14 protein-coding genes are annotated in these 18,182 nt (G+C 37.1%); 4 read left to right on the forward strand and 10 right to left on the reverse strand.

Translation table 11 applies throughout. The features are described from left to right. Nucleotides 1-63: 63 nt before the first annotated feature. The 8 genes from rpoC to pgk form a co-directional block, all read right to left on the reverse strand. Nucleotides 64-4,281: a DNA-directed RNA polymerase subunit beta' gene (rpoC, locus tag A9G23_RS05070; protein WP_065586584.1), complete on the reverse strand. Its 4,218-nt coding sequence runs from the start codon at nt 4,279-4,281 to the stop codon at nt 64-66. Between the two features lie 90 nt (nt 4,282-4,371). After that, the gene (gene rpoB, locus A9G23_RS05075) at nt 4,372-8,400 is read right to left on the reverse strand and encodes a DNA-directed RNA polymerase subunit beta (protein WP_065586585.1); all 4,029 of its coding nucleotides are present in this window, start codon (nt 8,398-8,400) and stop codon (nt 4,372-4,374) included. Nucleotides 8,401-8,645: 245 nt separating this feature from the next. After that, nucleotides 8,646-9,014, reverse strand: a complete 369-nt coding sequence (gene rplL / locus A9G23_RS05080) for a 50S ribosomal protein L7/L12 (RefSeq protein ID WP_065586586.1) — start codon at nt 9,012-9,014, stop codon at nt 8,646-8,648. Nucleotides 9,015-9,073: 59 nt separating this feature from the next. Next, entirely contained in the window at nt 9,074-9,571 is a 498-nt protein-coding gene (gene rplJ / locus A9G23_RS05085) for a 50S ribosomal protein L10 (protein ID WP_065561374.1), read from the reverse strand. A 229-nt stretch (nt 9,572-9,800) separates the two neighbouring features. Further along, nucleotides 9,801-10,505 (reverse strand): 50S ribosomal protein L1, encoded by a 705-nt coding sequence (gene rplA / locus A9G23_RS05090; protein ID WP_065586587.1) that lies wholly within the window; start codon nt 10,503-10,505, stop codon nt 9,801-9,803. Between the two features lie 3 nt (nt 10,506-10,508). Next, nucleotides 10,509-10,937, reverse strand: a complete 429-nt coding sequence (rplK, locus tag A9G23_RS05095; protein ID WP_065586588.1) for a 50S ribosomal protein L11 — start codon at nt 10,935-10,937, stop codon at nt 10,509-10,511. Nucleotides 10,938-11,124: 187 nt separating this feature from the next. Further along, the gene (gene fbaA / locus A9G23_RS05100) at nt 11,125-12,204 is read right to left on the reverse strand and encodes a class II fructose-bisphosphate aldolase (RefSeq protein ID WP_065587031.1); all 1,080 of its coding nucleotides are present in this window, start codon (nt 12,202-12,204) and stop codon (nt 11,125-11,127) included. 73 nt (nt 12,205-12,277) lie between these two features. Beyond that, the gene (gene pgk, locus A9G23_RS05105) at nt 12,278-13,441 is read right to left on the reverse strand and encodes a phosphoglycerate kinase (protein ID WP_065586589.1); all 1,164 of its coding nucleotides are present in this window, start codon (nt 13,439-13,441) and stop codon (nt 12,278-12,280) included. A 224-nt stretch (nt 13,442-13,665) separates the two neighbouring features. Here pgk and rpsT point away from each other — a divergent pair, with 224 nt between their 5' ends. The 4 genes from rpsT (at nt 13,666) to dtd (ending at nt 15,957) form a co-directional block, all read left to right on the forward strand. Beyond that, entirely contained in the window at nt 13,666-13,929 is a 264-nt protein-coding gene (rpsT, locus tag A9G23_RS05110; RefSeq protein ID WP_025316521.1) for a 30S ribosomal protein S20, read from the forward strand. Nucleotides 13,930-14,042: 113 nt separating this feature from the next. Next, a complete protein-coding gene (locus A9G23_RS05115) occupies nt 14,043-14,657 on the forward strand; it encodes an SPOR domain-containing protein (protein ID WP_065586590.1) in 615 nt (204 codons plus the stop codon). 15 nt (nt 14,658-14,672) lie between these two features. Beyond that, nucleotides 14,673-15,515 (forward strand): virulence factor BrkB family protein, encoded by an 843-nt coding sequence (locus A9G23_RS05120; RefSeq protein ID WP_065586591.1) that lies wholly within the window; start codon nt 14,673-14,675, stop codon nt 15,513-15,515. Between the two features lie 7 nt (nt 15,516-15,522). Continuing rightward, the gene (gene dtd / locus A9G23_RS05125) at nt 15,523-15,957 is read left to right on the forward strand and encodes a D-aminoacyl-tRNA deacylase (RefSeq protein WP_065586592.1); all 435 of its coding nucleotides are present in this window, start codon (nt 15,523-15,525) and stop codon (nt 15,955-15,957) included. Between the two features lie 253 nt (nt 15,958-16,210). Here the strand turns inward: dtd and metA are convergent, their stop codons facing one another. Together metA and A9G23_RS05135 are read right to left on the reverse strand one after the other, a co-directional pair. Beyond that, nucleotides 16,211-17,143, reverse strand: coding sequence for a homoserine O-acetyltransferase MetA (metA, locus tag A9G23_RS05130; RefSeq protein ID WP_065586593.1), 933 nt, complete (start codon nt 17,141-17,143; stop codon nt 16,211-16,213). Between the two features lie 213 nt (nt 17,144-17,356). Beyond that, entirely contained in the window at nt 17,357-18,169 is an 813-nt protein-coding gene (locus A9G23_RS05135; protein WP_065586594.1) for a peptide ABC transporter ATP-binding protein, read from the reverse strand. Between the last annotated feature and the right edge of the window lie 13 nt (nt 18,170-18,182).

The raw sequence follows: 18,182 nt of genomic DNA on the forward strand, positions 1-18,182 counted from the left end.
TTTAAGCATGACATAAAAAAATAGCACGCCATGCGTGCTATTTGCAAATTAAACCTAATGAGGCTATTGATTCTCTTCGGCAGAGTTTAGTAATTCAGCTAAATTAGCTGTTGCCTCTTCCGCTGAAATTGTTGTTTGAATCTCATCTGTTGATGGCATTGCGCGTTTACGTAAACGTTCTTTATGATAAGCATAACCCGTACCAGCTGGAATTAATCGACCTACAATTACGTTTTCTTTTAAGCCACGTAATTCATCATTTTTACCAGCCACTGCTGCTTCAGTTAAGACACGAGTTGTTTCTTGGAACGAAGCCGCAGAAATAAACGATTCAGTCGTTAGGGAAGCTTTAGTAATACCAAGTAAATCGTGTAAGTAAACAATTGGTTCTTTACCTTGCGCTTCAAGTTCACGGTTGATAATCTTCAAACGTGAAACTTCAAGTTGTTCACCTTCAAGTAGGCGTGAGCCACCCGGATGAATAACCGTTGCTTTACGTAACATTTGACGGACGATAACTTCAATGTGTTTATCGTTAATTTTTACACCTTGTAGACGATAAACTTCTTGAACTTCGTTAACAATATAACGGGTTACCGCATTAACGCCACGTAGACGTAAAATATCATGCGCTGATTCAGGACCATCAGAAATCACATCACCACGACCAACTTGTTCGCCTTCAAACACGTTAAGTTGACGCCATTTTGGAATCATCTCTTCATATGGTTCACTACCATCTAATGGCGTGATAATTAAGCGACGTTTACCTTTTGTTTCTTTACCGAATGAAATGATACCGTCAATTTCAGCCAAGATTGCTGGCTCTTTTGGTTTACGTGCTTCAAATAAATCAGCAACACGTGGTAAACCACCTGTGATATCTTTGGTACCAACAGATGCTTGTGGAATACGAGCGAGTGTGTCACCAATATTGATTTCAGCACCATCTTCTAACTGTACTAGAGCTTTACCAGGCAAAAAGTATTGCGCAAGCATTTCAGTACCGGCAAGATAGATATCATCACCTCTAGCATCAACAATTTTGATGGCTGGACGTAAATCTTTACCTACACCTGTACGTTCTGCTACATCTAATATCGCAATAGATGATAAACCAGTTAATTCATCAGTTTGACGAGTAATAGTTTGCCCATCAACCATATCCACAAAACGAACAAAACCTTTAGTTTCAGAGATAACTGGCATCGTATGTGGATCCCAGTTAGCCACTGTTTCACCCGCATCAACCGCAACACCATTACCTTTACTTAAAATCGAACCATAAGGCACTTTGTAGGTTTCTTTCATTCGACCTAAGTCATCAATAATGGTTAATTCAGCATTACGTGAAGTAATTACCAGTTTCTTGTCTGGGTTAGTTACAAATTTAGCGTTAGTTAATTTAATACTACCTTTGTTTTTAACTTGAACACTTGATTCGGCAGCCGCTCGCGATGCCGCACCACCAATGTGGAACGTACGCATGGTTAACTGTGTACCTGGCTCACCGATTGATTGCGCCGCAATGACACCGATTGCTTCACCTTTATTGACCAAGTGACCACGTGCTAAGTCACGACCATAACATTTTGCACACACACCAAAATCAGTATCACACGAAACCACTGAACGCACTTTAACGCTATCAACAGATTCTGCTTCAAGTAAGTCACATTTACTTTCATCAAGTAATGTGTTACGTGGGATTAAGATATCTGCACTACCAGGTTTTAATACATCTTCAGCCGTGACTCGACCTAATACTCGTTCACGAAGTGGCTCTTTAACATCACCGCCTTCAATAACAGGTGTCATCACTACACCTTCTAAGGTGCCACAGTCATCTTCAATCACCACTAAATCTTGCGCTACATCAACTAAACGTCGAGTTAAGTAACCTGAGTTCGCTGTTTTTAATGCGGTATCCGCAAGACCTTTACGCGCACCATGCGTAGAGATAAAGTACTGAAGTACGTTTAATCCTTCACGGAAGTTCGCAGTGATAGGTGTTTCAATAATCGAACCATCTGGTTTTGCCATCAAGCCACGCATACCAGCAAGCTGACGAATCTGTGCTGCAGAACCACGCGCACCAGAGTCGGCCATCATGTAAATGCTATTGAAAGAAGATTGAACTTCTTCTTCGCCTTCACGGTTAATTACTTTTTCAGTTGATAAGTTATCCATCATCGCTTTAGCAACGCGCTCATTAGCGGCAGCCCAAATATCGATAACTTTGTTATAACGTTCACCTGCAGTTACTAAACCAGATTGGAATTGCTCTTGAATTTCAGCAACTTCGATTTCAGCTTCGTTGATGATTTGTGATTTCTTCGCTGGAATTTCCATATCATCAATACCAACTGATACACCTGAACGCGCCGCATAAGCAAATCCAGTGTACATGATTTGGTCAGCTAAAATAACCGTATCTTTCATGCCTAACTGGCGATAACAGATATTTAAAATTTTAGAGATCGCTTTTTTACCCAAAGGTTGATTGATAACAGAGAAGCTCATCCCTTTTGGCATAATTAACCATAAAATTGCACGACCAACCGTTGTATCAACAACCGAGGTGGTGTCTTCCCACTCGCCTACACTGTTACGTTGGCTTTCAGTGATACGGACTTTAACCTTAGCATGTAATTCAACTAAACCTAAACGATACAGCTTTTCAGCTTCTTTAGGACCAGTTAATATCATGCCTTCACCTTTAGCATTGACTTTATCACGAGTCATATAGTAAAGACCTAGAACCACGTCCTGTGAAGGAACGATGATAGGCTCACCACTTGCCGGTGAAAGAATATTGTTGGTTGACATCATTAACGCACGAGCTTCTAATTGTGCTTCTAACGTTAATGGAACGTGAACCGCCATCTGGTCACCATCGAAGTCAGCATTAAACGCCGCACAAACTAATGGGTGTAATTGAATGGCTTTACCTTCAATTAGAATCGGTTCAAATGCTTGAATACCTAATCTATGCAATGTTGGGGCACGGTTTAGTAATACTGGATGCTCACGGATAACTTCATCTAAGATATCCCATACAATTGCATCTTCACGCTCAACCATTTTCTTCGCTGCTTTAATGGTTGTTGCATAACCGCGACGCTCTAATTTACCGTAAATAAATGGTTTGAATAATTCAAGGGCCATTTTCTTCGGTAAACCACACTGATGCAAATGTAAGTATGGACCTACAGTAATTACAGAACGACCAGAATAGTCAACACGTTTACCTAACAAGTTTTGACGGAAACGACCTTGCTTACCTTTAATCATATCAGCAAGTGACTTCAATGGGCGTTTGTTTGAACCAGTAATCGCACGACCACGACGACCATTATCTAATAATGCATCGACCGATTCTTGTAACATCCGTTTTTCATTACGTACAATGATATCCGGTGCAGCCAAGTCTAATAAACGTTTTAAACGGTTATTACGATTAATAACTCGACGATAAAGATCATTAAGATCTGATGTTGCAAAACGTCCGCCATCAAGTGGAACCAATGGGCGTAAATCTGGTGGCAACACAGGTAATACGTTCAGAATCATCCATTCAGGTTTATTTTCTGATTGAATAAATGCTTCAATAATCTTAATACGTTTGGTCAGCTTTTTACGCTTAGTTTCAGAATTAGTGGTAGCGAGTTCATCACGTAGTGCTTCACATTCTGCTTGCACATCAATATTACGTAATAACTCTTGAATAGCTTCTGCCCCCATGCGAGCATCAAATTCGTCACCAAACTCTTCTAACGCATCTAAATATTGTTCTTCAGTTAAAATTTGACCACGTTCAAGGTTCGTCATACCACCATCAAGAACCATAAATGATTCAAAATAAAGCACTCGCTCAATATCACGAAGAGGCATATCAAGTAATAAACCGATACGAGATGGTAATGATTTTAAAAACCAGATATGGGCAGTTGGTGATGCTAGTTCAATGTGCCCCATACGTTCACGACGTACTTTAGCTTGAGTTACTTCAACTCCACATTTTTCACAAATTACACCACGGTGTTTTAAACGTTTATATTTTCCACATAAACACTCATAATCTTTTACTGGTCCAAAAATACGCGCACAAAACAATCCATCGCGCTCAGGTTTGAACGTACGATAATTAATTGTTTCAGGTTTTTTAACTTCACCAAAAGACCATGAACGAATCATATCAGGAGAAGCAAGGCCTATCTTGATAGCATCAAAATCTTCTGTTTTTGTTTGTGCTTTTAGAAACTTTAGTAAGTCTTTCACAATTGACTCCTATGGAGTTAAACCAATTAGATAACTTATTACTAATAATAAGTTATCCCTATAAATAGAAATCATTTAAGTTAGCAAAAATTATTCTTCATCTAACTCGATATTAATACCTAGCGAACGGATCTCTTTTAATAGTACATTAAATGATTCTGGGATCGCAGGCTCCATACGATGATCACCATCTACAATATTTTTATACATCTTAGTACGGCCGTTTACGTCATCTGATTTAACGGTTAACATTTCTTGTAAGGTATAAGCTGCACCATATGCTTCAAGTGCCCATACTTCCATCTCACCAAAACGTTGACCACCAAATTGAGCTTTACCACCCAATGGCTGTTGAGTAACCAGACTGTATGAACCAGTAGAGCGGGCATGCATTTTGTCATCAACTAAATGATTCAATTTAAGCATATACATATAACCTACAGTAACTGGACGTTCAAATTGTTCCCCTGTACGACCATCATACAAAGTAATTTGACCAGAAGTTGGTAAATCACCCAGCTCTAGTAAGGCTTTAATTTCTTGCTCTTTGGCACCATCAAACACAGGAGTTGCTAGTGGCATACCATTACGCAAGTTTTGTGCTAAATTCATGACTTCTTGATCAGTAAATTCTGCTACATTAACTTTTTGTGCAGCGCCTAAACCAAGATCATACGCTTTTTGAATAAACTCACGTAATTTAGCTAACTCCTGCTGTTCTTTTAACATCGTATCAATCTTCTGACCAATACCTTTAGCAGCCATACCCAAGTGAGTTTCTAGGATCTGTCCAATATTCATACGAGATGGAACACCTAGTGGATTTAATACGATATCAACAGGACGACCTTTGTCATCATATGGCATATCTTCAATTGGGTTAATTTTAGAGATAACCCCTTTGTTACCATGACGACCAGCCATCTTATCACCAGGCTGAATTTGACGTTTAACTGCTAAGTAAACTTTAACAATTTTGAGCACACCGGGTTGTAAATCATCACCTTGTGTGATCTTCATGCGTTTAGCTTCAAATTTCTTATTAAATTCAGCTTTGATTTCCTCGTGCTGCTCAGCAAGCTGTTCTAATTGAGCTTGTTTATCTTCATTCGGGATACCGATTGTTAACCATTTTTCACGTGGTAAAGCATCTAATTTATCAGCTTTGATTCCATCCGAAATTAGTACATCACGAATACGAGCAAACAATGCAGCTTCTAAGATTTTAAGTTCTTCAGTTAAATCTTTTCTTGCCTGTTTAAGTTGCATCTCTTCGATTTCAAGCGCACGTTTATCTTTTTGTACACCATCACGAGTAAACACTTGAACATCAATAACTGTACCTGAAACACCATTTGGTACGCGTAATGAAGTATCTTTAACATCAGATGCTTTTTCACCAAAAATTGCACGTAGCAATTTTTCTTCTGGCGTTAATTGCGTTTCACCCTTAGGTGTTACTTTACCGACCAGAATATCACCACCTTGAACTTCAGCACCAATATAAACGATACCTGATTCATCAAGTTTAGATAGTGCAGCTTCGCCCACATTTGGAATATCAGCGGTAATTTCTTCCGCGCCTAACTTGGTATCACGAGAAATACAAGATAATTCTTGAATATGAATTGATGTAAAACGGTCATCTTGTACCACTTTTTCAGAAACTAAAATAGAATCCTCAAAGTTATAACCATTCCATGGCATGAAAGCCACTCGCATGTTTTGACCCAATGCCAATTCACCTAAGTCAGTTGATGGACCATCGGCAAGCACATCGCCACGCTCAACTTTTTCGCCTAATTCCACACATGGAATCTGATTAATACAAGTGTTTTGGTTAGAACGGGTATATTTAGTTAAATTATAAATATCAATACCGGTTTCACCTGCATATATTTCATCAGCATTAACATTAACCACAATACGCGATGCATCAACATATTGAACTGTACCACCGCGACGAGCAACAGCTGTTACACCTGAGTCAACTGCCACTGCACGTTCCATTCCCGTTCCAACAAACGGCTTTTCCGCTTTCAACGTTGGTACTGCCTGACGCTGCATGTTTGCACCCATTAAAGCACGGTTCGCATCATCATGTTCAAGGAATGGAATTAATGATGCACCAACCGATACGATTTGCTGGGTTGATACGTCCATATAATGAACTTGTTCTGGACTATATAAGCCTGATTCACCATTTAAACGACAAGTTACTAAGTCTTCTTTAAAACGGCCATCTTCATCAAGGTTCGAGTTTGCCTGAGCTATTACAAATTCACTTTCATCAATCGCTGATAAATAATTAATTTCGTCAGTTACGATACCATCAATCACTCGTCGGTATGGTGTTTCTAAAAATCCATACTCATTGGTACGAGCATAAACCGCTAATGAGTTAATTAAACCGATGTTTGGTCCTTCTGGCGTTTCGATTGGACATACACGACCATAATGTGTTGGATGTACGTCACGTACTTCGAACCCTGCTCGTTCACGTGTTAAACCACCTGGACCTAATGCTGAAATACGACGTTTATGGGTAATTTCAGATAATGGGTTGTTTTGATCCATAAACTGAGATAACTGACTTGAACCAAAAAATTCACGAATCGCTGCTGAAATTGGTTTAGCATTAATCATATCTTGTGGCATTAATGAATCGAGATCACCTAAAGATAAGCGCTCTTTCACTGCTCGCTCAACACGAACTAAACCAATACGGAATTGGTTTTCTGCCATTTCACCAACACTACGAATACGGCGGTTACCTAAATGGTCGATATCGTCGACTTCACCATGTCCATTACGAATAGCGATTAATTTCTTCATTACGTCAACGATATCATCTTTCGTTAAAACGCTTTCGCCTTCAATGCTATCACGCCCTAAAGAACGGTTAAACTTCATACGACCAACAGCAGATAAATCATAACGTTCATCAGAGAAGAATAAATTATCAAATAATGCTTCAGCAGCTTCTTTTGTTGGTGGCTCGCCTGGACGCATCATGCGATAAATTTCAACTAACGCGCCTAGTCGGTCGCGAGTTGAATCCACATTTAATGTTTCAGAAATAAATGCACCATGATCTAAATCATTAGTGAATAAAGTTTCTATTTGTTTATGTCCTGCTTTGGTTAATTGAAGTAATAGTTCTAATGAGATTGGTGTATTAGCAAAAGCAATAACCTCTCCCGTAGCTTCATCAACATAATTTTTAGCAAGAACTTTATTAACGATATATTCAACTGGTACATCAATTTTGCTAACTTTATCTTTTTCTAATTCACGAATGTGACGAGCAGTAATACGTCGGCCTTTTTCAGCATACACTTTACCTTTTGATTCAATATCAAACAGTGCTGTTTCACCACGTAAACGCTCTGGGACAAGATCCATTTTTAACTTAGATTTGCCAACTTCAAAATTAGTTTTTTCAAAGAAAATAGCTAAGATTTCTTCTGTTTCATAACCTAGTGCACGCAAAATAATTGTTGCTGGAAGTTTACGACGACGGTCAATTCGAGCAAAAAGATTATCTTTTGGATCAAATTCAAAATCAAGCCAAGAGCCACGATAAGGAATAATCCGAGCATTATATAAAACTTTACCTGAAGAATGTGTTTTACCTTTATCACTATCAAAGAATACACCCGGACTACGATGTAATTGTGATACGATTACACGTTCTGTACCGTTGATCACAAATGTACCATTGTCCGTCATTAAAGGAATCTCGCCCATGTAGACGTCTTGCTCTTTAATATCTTTAACTGTTCCTTCTGGCGCATCTTTATCATAAATAACTAAACGTAATTTTACGCGCAACGGTGCTGAGTAAGTGATCCCTCTAATTTGACATTCTTTAACATCAAATACGGGGTCACCCATCTTAAAGCTCACGTACTGTAACTCAGCATTACCACTATAACTTTTTATCGGAAATATTGAACGGAATGCAGCTTCTAAGCCATATTGTCCTTCTGGATCTTGCTCAATAAATTTCTGGAACGAATCAAGTTGAATAGAAAGAAGATACGGTATATCCAAGACTTGTGGACGCTTACCAAAATTCTTACGAATTCGTTTTTTCTCGGTATAAGAGTAAACCATTAGTTCCTCAACTTGCTTATCTGCTATTTTAGCATGATTAAATATTCATCAGGAGTGCTATCGCTAACTGATGGCACCTGACACCTCATCGAAAATATCTATAAATATCAATTGATTAGGCTTAATAAATATACTATTTCTTTATTACTTTATTGATAATCTTCAAATAAAATTCTTTAACTTATTATAGCGCAAAATGGCTGGAGGTATAAAACCCCCAGCCATTTATGGTATTATTGATAAACTTATTTAAGTTCGACAACTGCACCAGATTCTTCAAGTGCCTTTTTAAGTTCATCTGCATCAGCTTTGCTAATGCCTTCTTTAACTGTTGCTGGAGCTGATTCAACAAGATCTTTCGCTTCTTTTAAGCCTAAACCTGTTGCACCACGAACTGCTTTAATGACAGCTACTTTGTTAGCACCAACTTCTTTCAAGATTACATCAAATTCAGTTTTTTCTTCTGCTGCTTCAGCCGGACCAGCTGCTGCAACTGCAACTGCTGCAGCTGCAGAAACGCCAAATTTTTCTTCCATCATTGATACAAGTTCAACAACATCCATAACAGACATTTCAGCAACTGCATCTAAAATTTGTTCTTTAGTGATAGACATAATATAGTTTCCCAAATTTACATTTTTTTAATTGATAATATTCATAATCAAACTGACAATTAAGCAGCTTCTTTTTGATCACGAACCGCCGCAAGAGTACGAACCAGTTTGCCAGCTGCGGCTTCTTTCATGGTTGACATCAAGCGAGCTAATGCTTCTTCATAAGTAGGTAATGTTGCTAAGCGATCAATGTTCGCTGCAGTAATCAACTCACCTTCAAAGGCTGCGGCTTTAATCTCAAATTTTTCATTTTCTTTCGCAAACGCTTTAAAAATACGCGCAGCGGCACCTGGGTGCTCATTTGAAAATGCAATTAGAGTTGGACCAACAAACGTATCTTTTAAACACTCGTATTGAGTACCCTCAACAACACGGCGCAATAGCGTATTACGAACAACACGCATATAAACACCCGCTTCACGAGCAGATTTACGTAATGCAGTCATTTTTTCTACAGTTACGCCACGAGAATCAGCAACAACTGCAGATAGCGCACCTTTGGCGATTTCATTAACTTCAGCAACAATTTCTTGTTTATTTTGAAGATTTAGTGCCATTGGTATTGCTCCTGGATTATACTAGGCAAAGCCTAGACTTAATTTAACTAGTTACAAATGTAGCTAGCACAACCACGATGAGCAGAATCCTTCTATTATATCTTATCAGGTTCTGTCACCGTCTACGTAGGGAAATTAAGTAGTTAAACATCAACCACACCTACGGTCTTGGACGGGGTCTGGTTAAGGCCAGACACCAACCGATTTCATTGTTTAACGATAAAAATCATTAAACAGTTGCATTTAATGTTGCTTGATCAATAGCGACACCAGCGCCCATTGTAGTAGAAAGACTCACCTTCTTAACAAATACACCTTTAGAAGATGCTGGTTTTGCACGTTTTAACGCAACAAGTAATGCTTCTAAATTTTCTTTAAGCTTATCTGCATCAAAATCAGCTTTACCGATAGTTGTATGGATAATACCATTTTTATCATTACGGTAACGAATCTGACCTGCTTTAGCATTTTCTACAGCTTCAGCAACATTAGGGGTAACAGTTCCATCTTTAGGGTTTGGCATTAAACCACGCGGTCCTAAAATTTGACCTAATTGACCAACAACACGCATAGCGTCAGGTGATGCAATAACAACATCAAAATCCATTTCGCCTTTTTTGATTTGATCAGCAAGATCGTCCATACCTACTAAATCAGCACCCGCTTCTTTAGCTAATTCTGCTTTTGCTCCTTGAGTAAATACAGCAACGCGCACACTACTGCGTCCAGTACCATGTGGAAGCACAATTGCACCGCGAACATTTTGGTCTGATTTACGCGAATCGATACCTAAATTAACGGCAACGTCAACACTTTCTGTGAATTTAGCGGTAGCAAGTTCTTTTAATAAAGCGATAGCTTCATTAATTTCATATTGCTTAGTCGCATTCACTTTTTCGCGGATAAGTTTAGCTTTCTTAGATAATTTAGCCATTGGTTAACCCTCCACTTCCAAACCCATTGAACGAGCTGTTCCTTCAATAGAACGCATCATCGTTTCAATGGTAGCACCATTCATATCTGCAGCTTTTAATTCAGCGATTTCGCGAATTTGTGCAATCGTCACTTTACCTACCTTTTTCTTGTTAGGTTCGCCAGAACCAGACTTGATTTTAGCGGCTTTCTTTAATAAAACTGCAGCCGGAGGCGTTTTAGTTACGAATGTAAATGAACGGTCTGAATAAACTGTAATTACAACAGGAATTGGTAATCCTTTTTCCATGCTTTCTGTTTTTGCATTAAACGCTTTACAGAATTCCATGATATTAACACCGTGTTGACCAAGAGCTGGACCAACTGGTGGACTAGGATTCGCTGCACCAGCTGCAACTTGCAACTTAATGTAAGCTTGTACTTTCTTTGCCATTTTTAGTTTCCTTTTCTCGGGTGCAAACGCCTCTATTAATAATTAATATTAATAAATAGACAGCTCCCCTAAGTTAAATGAGGGCAGGATTATCCGATAATTCAAATAAAAATGCAAGATTTATTTGAATTATCGGATAATCAAAAGCAAGGTAAACACCTTGCTTTTACTCTAAATAACTTAAACATTAAAGAACATTAACTGCGTTAAGCTCTTTGAATGCAAGTTCTAAACGAGCAACTAAAGAATCTTGTCCTTTGCGTAGCCATACACGAGGATCGTAGTATTTTTTATTTGGAGCATCAACACCTTCTGGATTACCTAATTGGCCTTGTAGATAGGCCTCATTTGCTTTGTAGTAATCTAAAACACCCGCCCAGTTAGCCCATTGAGTATCTGTATCAATATTCATTTTGATTACACCATAACTGACTGCTTCAGCAATTTCTTCTGGCGTTGAACCTGAACCACCGTGGAAAACAAAATTCAATGATTTTGCAGGTAAATTGAACTTTTCTGATACATATTTTTGTGAATTATCTAGAATTTTTGGTGTTAATTTTACATTACCTGGTTTATAAACACCATGCACATTACCAAATGATGCAGCAATAGTAAAACGAGGACTGATGGCACTTAAACGCTCATAAGCATAAGCTACATCTTCTGGTTGAGTATAAAGTGCTGAGCTATCCATATGACTATTATCAACACCATCCTCTTCGCCACCAGTACATCCCAATTCTAACTCTAAAGTCATTTTCATTGCTGACATACGAGCAAGATATTGACAACAAATATCAATGTTATCTTTTAGTGACTCTTCTGAAAGATCAATCATATGAGATGAAAACAATGGTTTACCAGTTTTAGCAAAATGAGTTTCACCAGCATCAAGTAATCCATCTACCCATGGAAGTAATTTTTTAGCACAATGATCAGTATGAACAATAACCGGTACACCATATTTTTCTGCTACAAGATGAACATGTTTTGCCCCAGAAATTGCACCTAAAACAGCGCTTTCTTGACCTTCTAATTTCAGACCTTTACCTGCAATAAACTGAGCACCACCATTTGAAAATTGAACAATGACTGGTGATCCAACTTTAGCAGCAGTTTCAATAACCGCATTGATTGTATTTGTATCAACACAATTTACAGCTGGTAATGCAAAGTTATTATCACGAGCAATTTGAAACACTTTTTGAACATCATCACCAGTGACAACACCAGGTTTAACAACATCAGAAATCTTAGTAACCATCTTATTACCTATAAATTTATTTATAAAAATTAAAGAATGAGTCATTAACTCATCCTTTTACTAAACTTCAATTCTACGCTTTTGCTCTATCTTCTAACATCGCAACAGCAGGTAGTTTTTTGCCTTCAACAAATTCAAGGAAAGCTCCGCCACCAGTTGAAATATAAGAGATTTTATCTTCAATACCAAATAGATCAATTGCAGCTAATGTATCACCACCACCAGCGATTGAAAAACCTTCGCTATCGGCAATTGCTTTCGCTACAATTTCAGTGCCACGGCGAAAATTAGGGAACTCAAAAACACCCACAGGACCATTCCATAAAATAGTTTTCGCGTTTTTGATGACATTTGCTAATACTTCTGCTGATTTATCACCTAAATCAAGAATTTGTTCATTTTCTTTAACATCTTGAACTGATTTTTCAGTAGCTACGGCTGTTTCACTAAATTCAGTTGCAACACGGACATCGGTTGGAACAGGGATTTCACAGTTAGCCATTAATTTTTTAGCTTCTGGAATTAAATCTACTTCATAAAGCGATTTACCTACATTATAACCTTCAGCAGCAATAAAGGTATTAGCAATACCTCCTCCAACAATAATGTGATCAGCAATTTTTGATAGCGAATCAAGTACGGTTAATTTTGTTGATACTTTAGAACCAGCAACGATAGCAACCATTGGTCTTGCTGGATTATCTAGCGCTTTACCTAACGCATCAAGCTCAGCTGCTAATAATGGACCAGCGCAAGCAACCGGTGCAAATTTACCCGCACCATGAGTCGAAGCTTGTGCTCGGTGAGCAGTACCAAACGCATCCATTACATAAATATCACAAAGAGCAGCATACTTTTTAGATAAAGCTTCATCATCTTTACCTTCACCTACATTGAAACGGACGTTTTCTAGTACAACTAATTCGCCTTCTTTTACATCTACGCCATTAAGATAATCTTTTACTAAACGAACAGGGAATGACACATGTTCTTTTAAATAATCAACAACAGGTTGTAAAGAGAACTCTGGGTTATACTCTCCTTCTGTTGGACGCCCAATATGAGAGGTAACCATTACCTTAGCACCTTTTCTAATTGCCTCTTCAATAGTAGGTAATGACGCTTTAATACGCGCATCGGAAGTGACCTTACCATTTTTAACTGGCACATTAAGATCTGAGCGAATAAATAAACGTTTCCCTTTTAGATCAAGATCTTGCATTCTAATAATAGACATGATACTCCCTCTTATAAAATATAAATATAATAAAACTTTTGCTATTCTAACATAAAATTTCTGTTTAGGTTATAGACATTACCGGTCAAATAACAAACACTTATAATGAATATAAAATTTCCTAATCATATTTTTTATCCAGTGCCATTGACAATAGAAAGAAAATCAGGCATATTTTGCCACCTTATTAATATCTAATTTTTATCTAAACTTGGGAGTTGACTTTGGCTAATATCAAATCAGCTAAGAAACGTGCGGTTCAATCCGAAAAGCGCCGTAAACATAATGCTAGCAACCGTTCAATGATGCGTACTTATATCAAAAAAGTTTACGCAGCTGTTGCTGCTGGTGATAAACAAACAGCTGAAGTAGCATTCAAAGACATGCAAGCAGTTGTTGACCGTCAAGCGGCTCGTGGCTTAATTCATAAAAATAAAGCTGCACGTCATAAAGCGAATTTAATTAAACAAATTAAAGCATTGGCTTAATGCGATTATTTGTTAACTATCATAGTTAAAGAAAAATGACAAAAAGTGGTGTAAGCCACTTTTTTTATATACAAGTTATTTTGCAATGTTAATAAAATAGAAGAGAGTCTATTGTGGTTCAGCGTGATTATGTTAGAAAAAAGAGCCAATCAAAAAAAAATAAGTCACGAAACAAGCCTAAGTTAATGATATTTTTGGCTATTATCATCATTATTCTATTTTCTGCTATTCTTTATTTTATTGCCAATAATGCTCCCCAAAAAAATATTGAACCTCGAAAAGCAAAAACTCAGACACCCGTGATAACGCTACCAGAACAACCACAAGAACGTTGGACATACCTTAAAGAATTAGAAACCCCTAATGCAAACTATGGATCAATATCAAGTTCTACTGCTGGTGAACGACAACAAATTCTAGATAGTTTTATTAAGAATGCTCGTACTGTTGCACCTTCTTTACAAGAAAATACTGCAATACAAAATCAATCTTCAAATGTAACACCAACTATTACAACTAAATGGTTATTACAATGTGGAGCATTTAAGGATAAATCTAATGCTGACACACTAAAAGCTAAACTTGCAATGACAGGTATTCGCGGTAATATTTCTTCAGGACAATTATATCGAGTTACAGTGGGACCTTATACAAGTAAACAAGAAGCAAATAAGGTATTAAACTCATTAAATAGTAATGGATTTAATAATTGTATTATTTCTAACTAAAATAGAAAGAAGCTAATGAAATCACTGACGCAAATACAGATCTTTATGAAATTATTATGGAATCGTATTAACAACGATCGACTTACAACCTCTTCTGCTGGGCTTGCTTATACCACCATACTTGCACTAGTACCACTTATTACCGTTATTTTTTCTTTATTGTCTGCTTTTCCAATGTTTGATGAAGTTAGCCATTCATTAAAAAAATTGATTTATAATAACCTTGTTCCTACTGCTAGTGATACCATCCAAAATTATCTAGAACAATTTATCTCCAATACAAGAAAAATGACCTTTGTCGGGATAATAGGTTTAATTGTTACTTCCTTATTGTTGATCAACTCAATTAATACAGCACTTAATCATATTTGGAAAACCGAACGTAAACGTTCATTCATGTACAACCTAACCATGTATTGGACAATATTAACCTTGGGCCCTATTTTAGTTGGATCTAGTGTAGCAGTTAGTTCTTATATCTTTTCGCTAAAATGGCTATCAACAGTAACAACAGGCAACATATTACTTAATTTCCTACCATTTGTTATTTCTGTGATTGGTTTTTGGTTACTTTATAGCATTATTCCGACCGAATCTGTTCCTTTTAAAGAATCGATACTTGGTGCGCTTGTCGCTGCAGTGTTATTTGAATTCGGTAAACGTGCATTTGCACTGTATGTTACTTCGTTTCCAACTTATCAACTCATTTATGGAGTAGTATCATCGATCCCCATTATGTTAGTTTGGATCTATTTTTCTTGGTGTATTGTTTTGTTCGGTGCTGAATTTGCCGCAACATTGACTGACTATAACCGACAAAAAAAACACGTTGTTAACAATCCCCCTTTACCAGAGTAATTAATTTATGATCGCCTTAATCCAACGAGTAAAACAAGCTAGTGTTACAGTAGACAATAACATTATTGGACAGATTAATCAAGGACTGCTGATTTTACTTGGTATTGAGCAAGACGATAATGAGCAGAAAGCAATCCGTTTATGTGAAAAGGTATTAGGCTATCGCATTTTTAGTGATAATGAAGGGAAAATGAATCTAAATGTTAACCACGTTAACGGCGAAGTATTAGTTGTTTCTCAATTCACCCTAGCAGCAGACACTAAAAAAGGAATGCGACCAAGCTTTACTAAAGGCGCTAACCCTGATGAAGCAAATAGGCTTTATCAGTTTTTTGTCGAACAATGCCAACAAAAAATAACAACTCAAACAGGTCAATTTGCGGCCGACATGCAAGTATCTTTGATTAATGATGGGCCTGTGACATTTTGGTTACAAGTTTGATAATATAACCAAACCACATTCAGATAATACTTCGTAAACTTTACCAATTGTTATTTAAATTAGGCACTAAATTAAGCAAAAATAGTTTCTTTGCTCATTTTTTGTTTATGCCATAGACGTGAGCTATATATTCATTTAAAGACTCGCTTTTCTAGGCTATTGTTAGCTAAATCTAGCAATAGCCTAACAAGATCCAATTACAGCATATAACCGACCACAATATATAAAGCCAAATACAATTTAGCTGAATTTATTAGTCATCAATCGTTAAATCTCGAGTAGTTAAATCAAATGGAGTTAACTGGTAAACGTAATAGTTAAGCCAATTACTAAATAATAGATAAGCATGGCTGCGCCACGTTGCTTTTGGCTCAACATCGGGATTATTATCAGGAAAGTAATTATAAGGAATATTTGGACTAATACCTGCCTTTAAGTCACGAAAATATTCATTAGCTAATGTAAATGAATCATATTCGGGATGTCCTGTTACAAAAGCCATACGTTTATCAGGGGTTGCCATTAAGTAAGGTCCTGTAATATCAGACGTTGCTAAAATGGATAGATCTGTGTAATTTATAATTTTATCAATTGGAAAATCAGCATAACGCGAATGAGGCGCTAAAAAGGTATCATCAAAGCCACGCGTTAAAATTGCATTAGGTTGAACAATTTGGTGCTGAAAAACACCCGATAACTTATGTGCTCGAGTGAATTTAGGTAAATCATATAAGACATTTAATGCAGCTTGAACCGCCCAACAAACAAACATTGTTGAGGTGACATGATCTTTTGCCCAAGCAATAATTTCGGATAATTTAGGCCAATACACAACATCCGAAAAAGCCACTTTCCCTAGTGGAGCGCCAGTTATAATTAGCCCATCAAAATTCTGTTCACGAATATCATCAAAATCACAATAAAAACTGTTTAAATGTTCGACAGGTGTATTTTTTGACTCTCGTTGATCAATACGCAATAATTGAATATCAACTTGTAAAGACGAATTAGAAAGTAAACGTAAAAATTGATTTTCAGTCTCGATTTTTTTAGGCATGAGGTTTAAAAAAAGGAGCTTAAGTGGACGAATTTCTTGAGTATTAGCTCGTGATGAGGTCATAACAAATACATTCTCATTACGTAACACATCAACAGCGGGTAATGAGTCAGGAATACAAATAGGCATAACAAAAGCTCCTATAATGGTAAGTTATTTTTAAACATCAGAAATAGACGTCTAGAAATCTATACAGCTAAATATAGAGCCTTTTATGTTATTTGTCGAGATTTTTTATATAACAAATTCATTAGAACAATTAGATTAAAAGTAGGTAAATAATCCAAATAAAATGATCATTACCTCACGCGCTAAAATGCAAATGATAGATAGTTTTATTAACTAAAAAGCACGCGTATCGGTACGCCATGTATCAGCAGTAAGTGCTTCACCAAAGTAACTATTTATCAATTTTTGGGTAATATCACTTAGCGGCGAAGCCAATACTTCAGCAGTATTACCAGACTCAACAAGATCGCCATTGTGCATAACCAAAATTTCATCGCTGATATGTTTCATCATCCCAATATCTTGAGTGACATATACATAAGAAATATTTTGTTCAGCTTGTAATGTCAACATTAAATTGACAATTTGTGAACGCATCGAAATATCTAATGCCGCTAAGGCTTCGTCTAAAATTATTACTTTGGGTTTTAAAATCAATGCTCGAGCTAATGCCACACGTTGCTTTTGCCCCGCCGCCATCACAGAAGGGTAATAAGAGGCATGTTCAGGTAACAATCCAACTTGTTTTAATACACCGCTAATTAACTTTTCACGTTCATGAGCACCATAATTAGCATTACGCTTTAAGGGGATCTCAAGCAATTGACCAATACGTAATCTCGGATCAAATGAACTTTCTACGTGCTGAAATATCATCCGAATCAGTTGACAACGGTGACTATAATCACCGTATTGAACTTTATTACCATCAATCCAAATATCGCCATTATCAGGTTTTATCATACCAACTAACATTTTTGCCAGCGTTGACTTTCCTGAGCCATTTTGCCCAATAATTGCAAGAGTTTTACCTTCATTAAGAGAAAATGATAATGGCTTGACTGCATCAATGCGTATATGTCCTAAAAGACCTTTAGGAATTTTAAATTGCTTAGATAAGTTACGTACTTTTAATATTGGATTCATCGTGTATTCCTAT

Source organism: Gilliamella sp. App4-10 (genome assembly GCF_001690495.1).
In the GTDB taxonomy this organism is placed as follows: domain Bacteria; phylum Pseudomonadota; class Gammaproteobacteria; order Enterobacterales; family Orbaceae; genus Gilliamella; species Gilliamella apicola_G.

What these genes read in the sequence shown, in the direction of transcription:
- rpoB (WP_065586585.1), bottom strand. Translation starts at nt 8,400, where the DNA reads ATGGTTTACTCTTATACCGAGAAAAAACGAATTCGTAAGAATTTTGGT.
- rplL (WP_065586586.1), bottom strand. Translation starts at nt 9,014, where the DNA reads ATGTCTATCACTAAAGAACAAATTTTAGATGCAGTTGCTGAAATGTCT.
- rplJ (WP_065561374.1), bottom strand. Translation starts at nt 9,571, where the DNA reads ATGGCACTAAATCTTCAAAATAAACAAGAAATTGTTGCTGAAGTTAAT.
- rplA (WP_065586587.1), bottom strand. Translation starts at nt 10,505, where the DNA reads ATGGCTAAATTATCTAAGAAAGCTAAACTTATCCGCGAAAAAGTGAAT.
- rplK (WP_065586588.1), bottom strand. Translation starts at nt 10,937, where the DNA reads ATGGCAAAGAAAGTACAAGCTTACATTAAGTTGCAAGTTGCAGCTGGT.
- fbaA (WP_065587031.1), bottom strand. Translation starts at nt 12,204, where the DNA reads ATGGTTACTAAGATTTCTGATGTTGTTAAACCTGGTGTTGTCACTGGT.
- pgk (WP_065586589.1), bottom strand. Translation starts at nt 13,441, where the DNA reads ATGTCTATTATTAGAATGCAAGATCTTGATCTAAAAGGGAAACGTTTA.
- A9G23_RS05120 (WP_065586591.1), top strand. Translation starts at nt 14,673, where the DNA reads ATGAAATCACTGACGCAAATACAGATCTTTATGAAATTATTATGGAAT.
- dtd (WP_065586592.1), top strand. Translation starts at nt 15,523, where the DNA reads ATGATCGCCTTAATCCAACGAGTAAAACAAGCTAGTGTTACAGTAGAC.
- metA (WP_065586593.1), bottom strand. Translation starts at nt 17,143, where the DNA reads ATGCCTATTTGTATTCCTGACTCATTACCCGCTGTTGATGTGTTACGT.
- A9G23_RS05135 (WP_065586594.1), bottom strand. Translation starts at nt 18,169, where the DNA reads ATGAATCCAATATTAAAAGTACGTAACTTATCTAAGCAATTTAAAATT.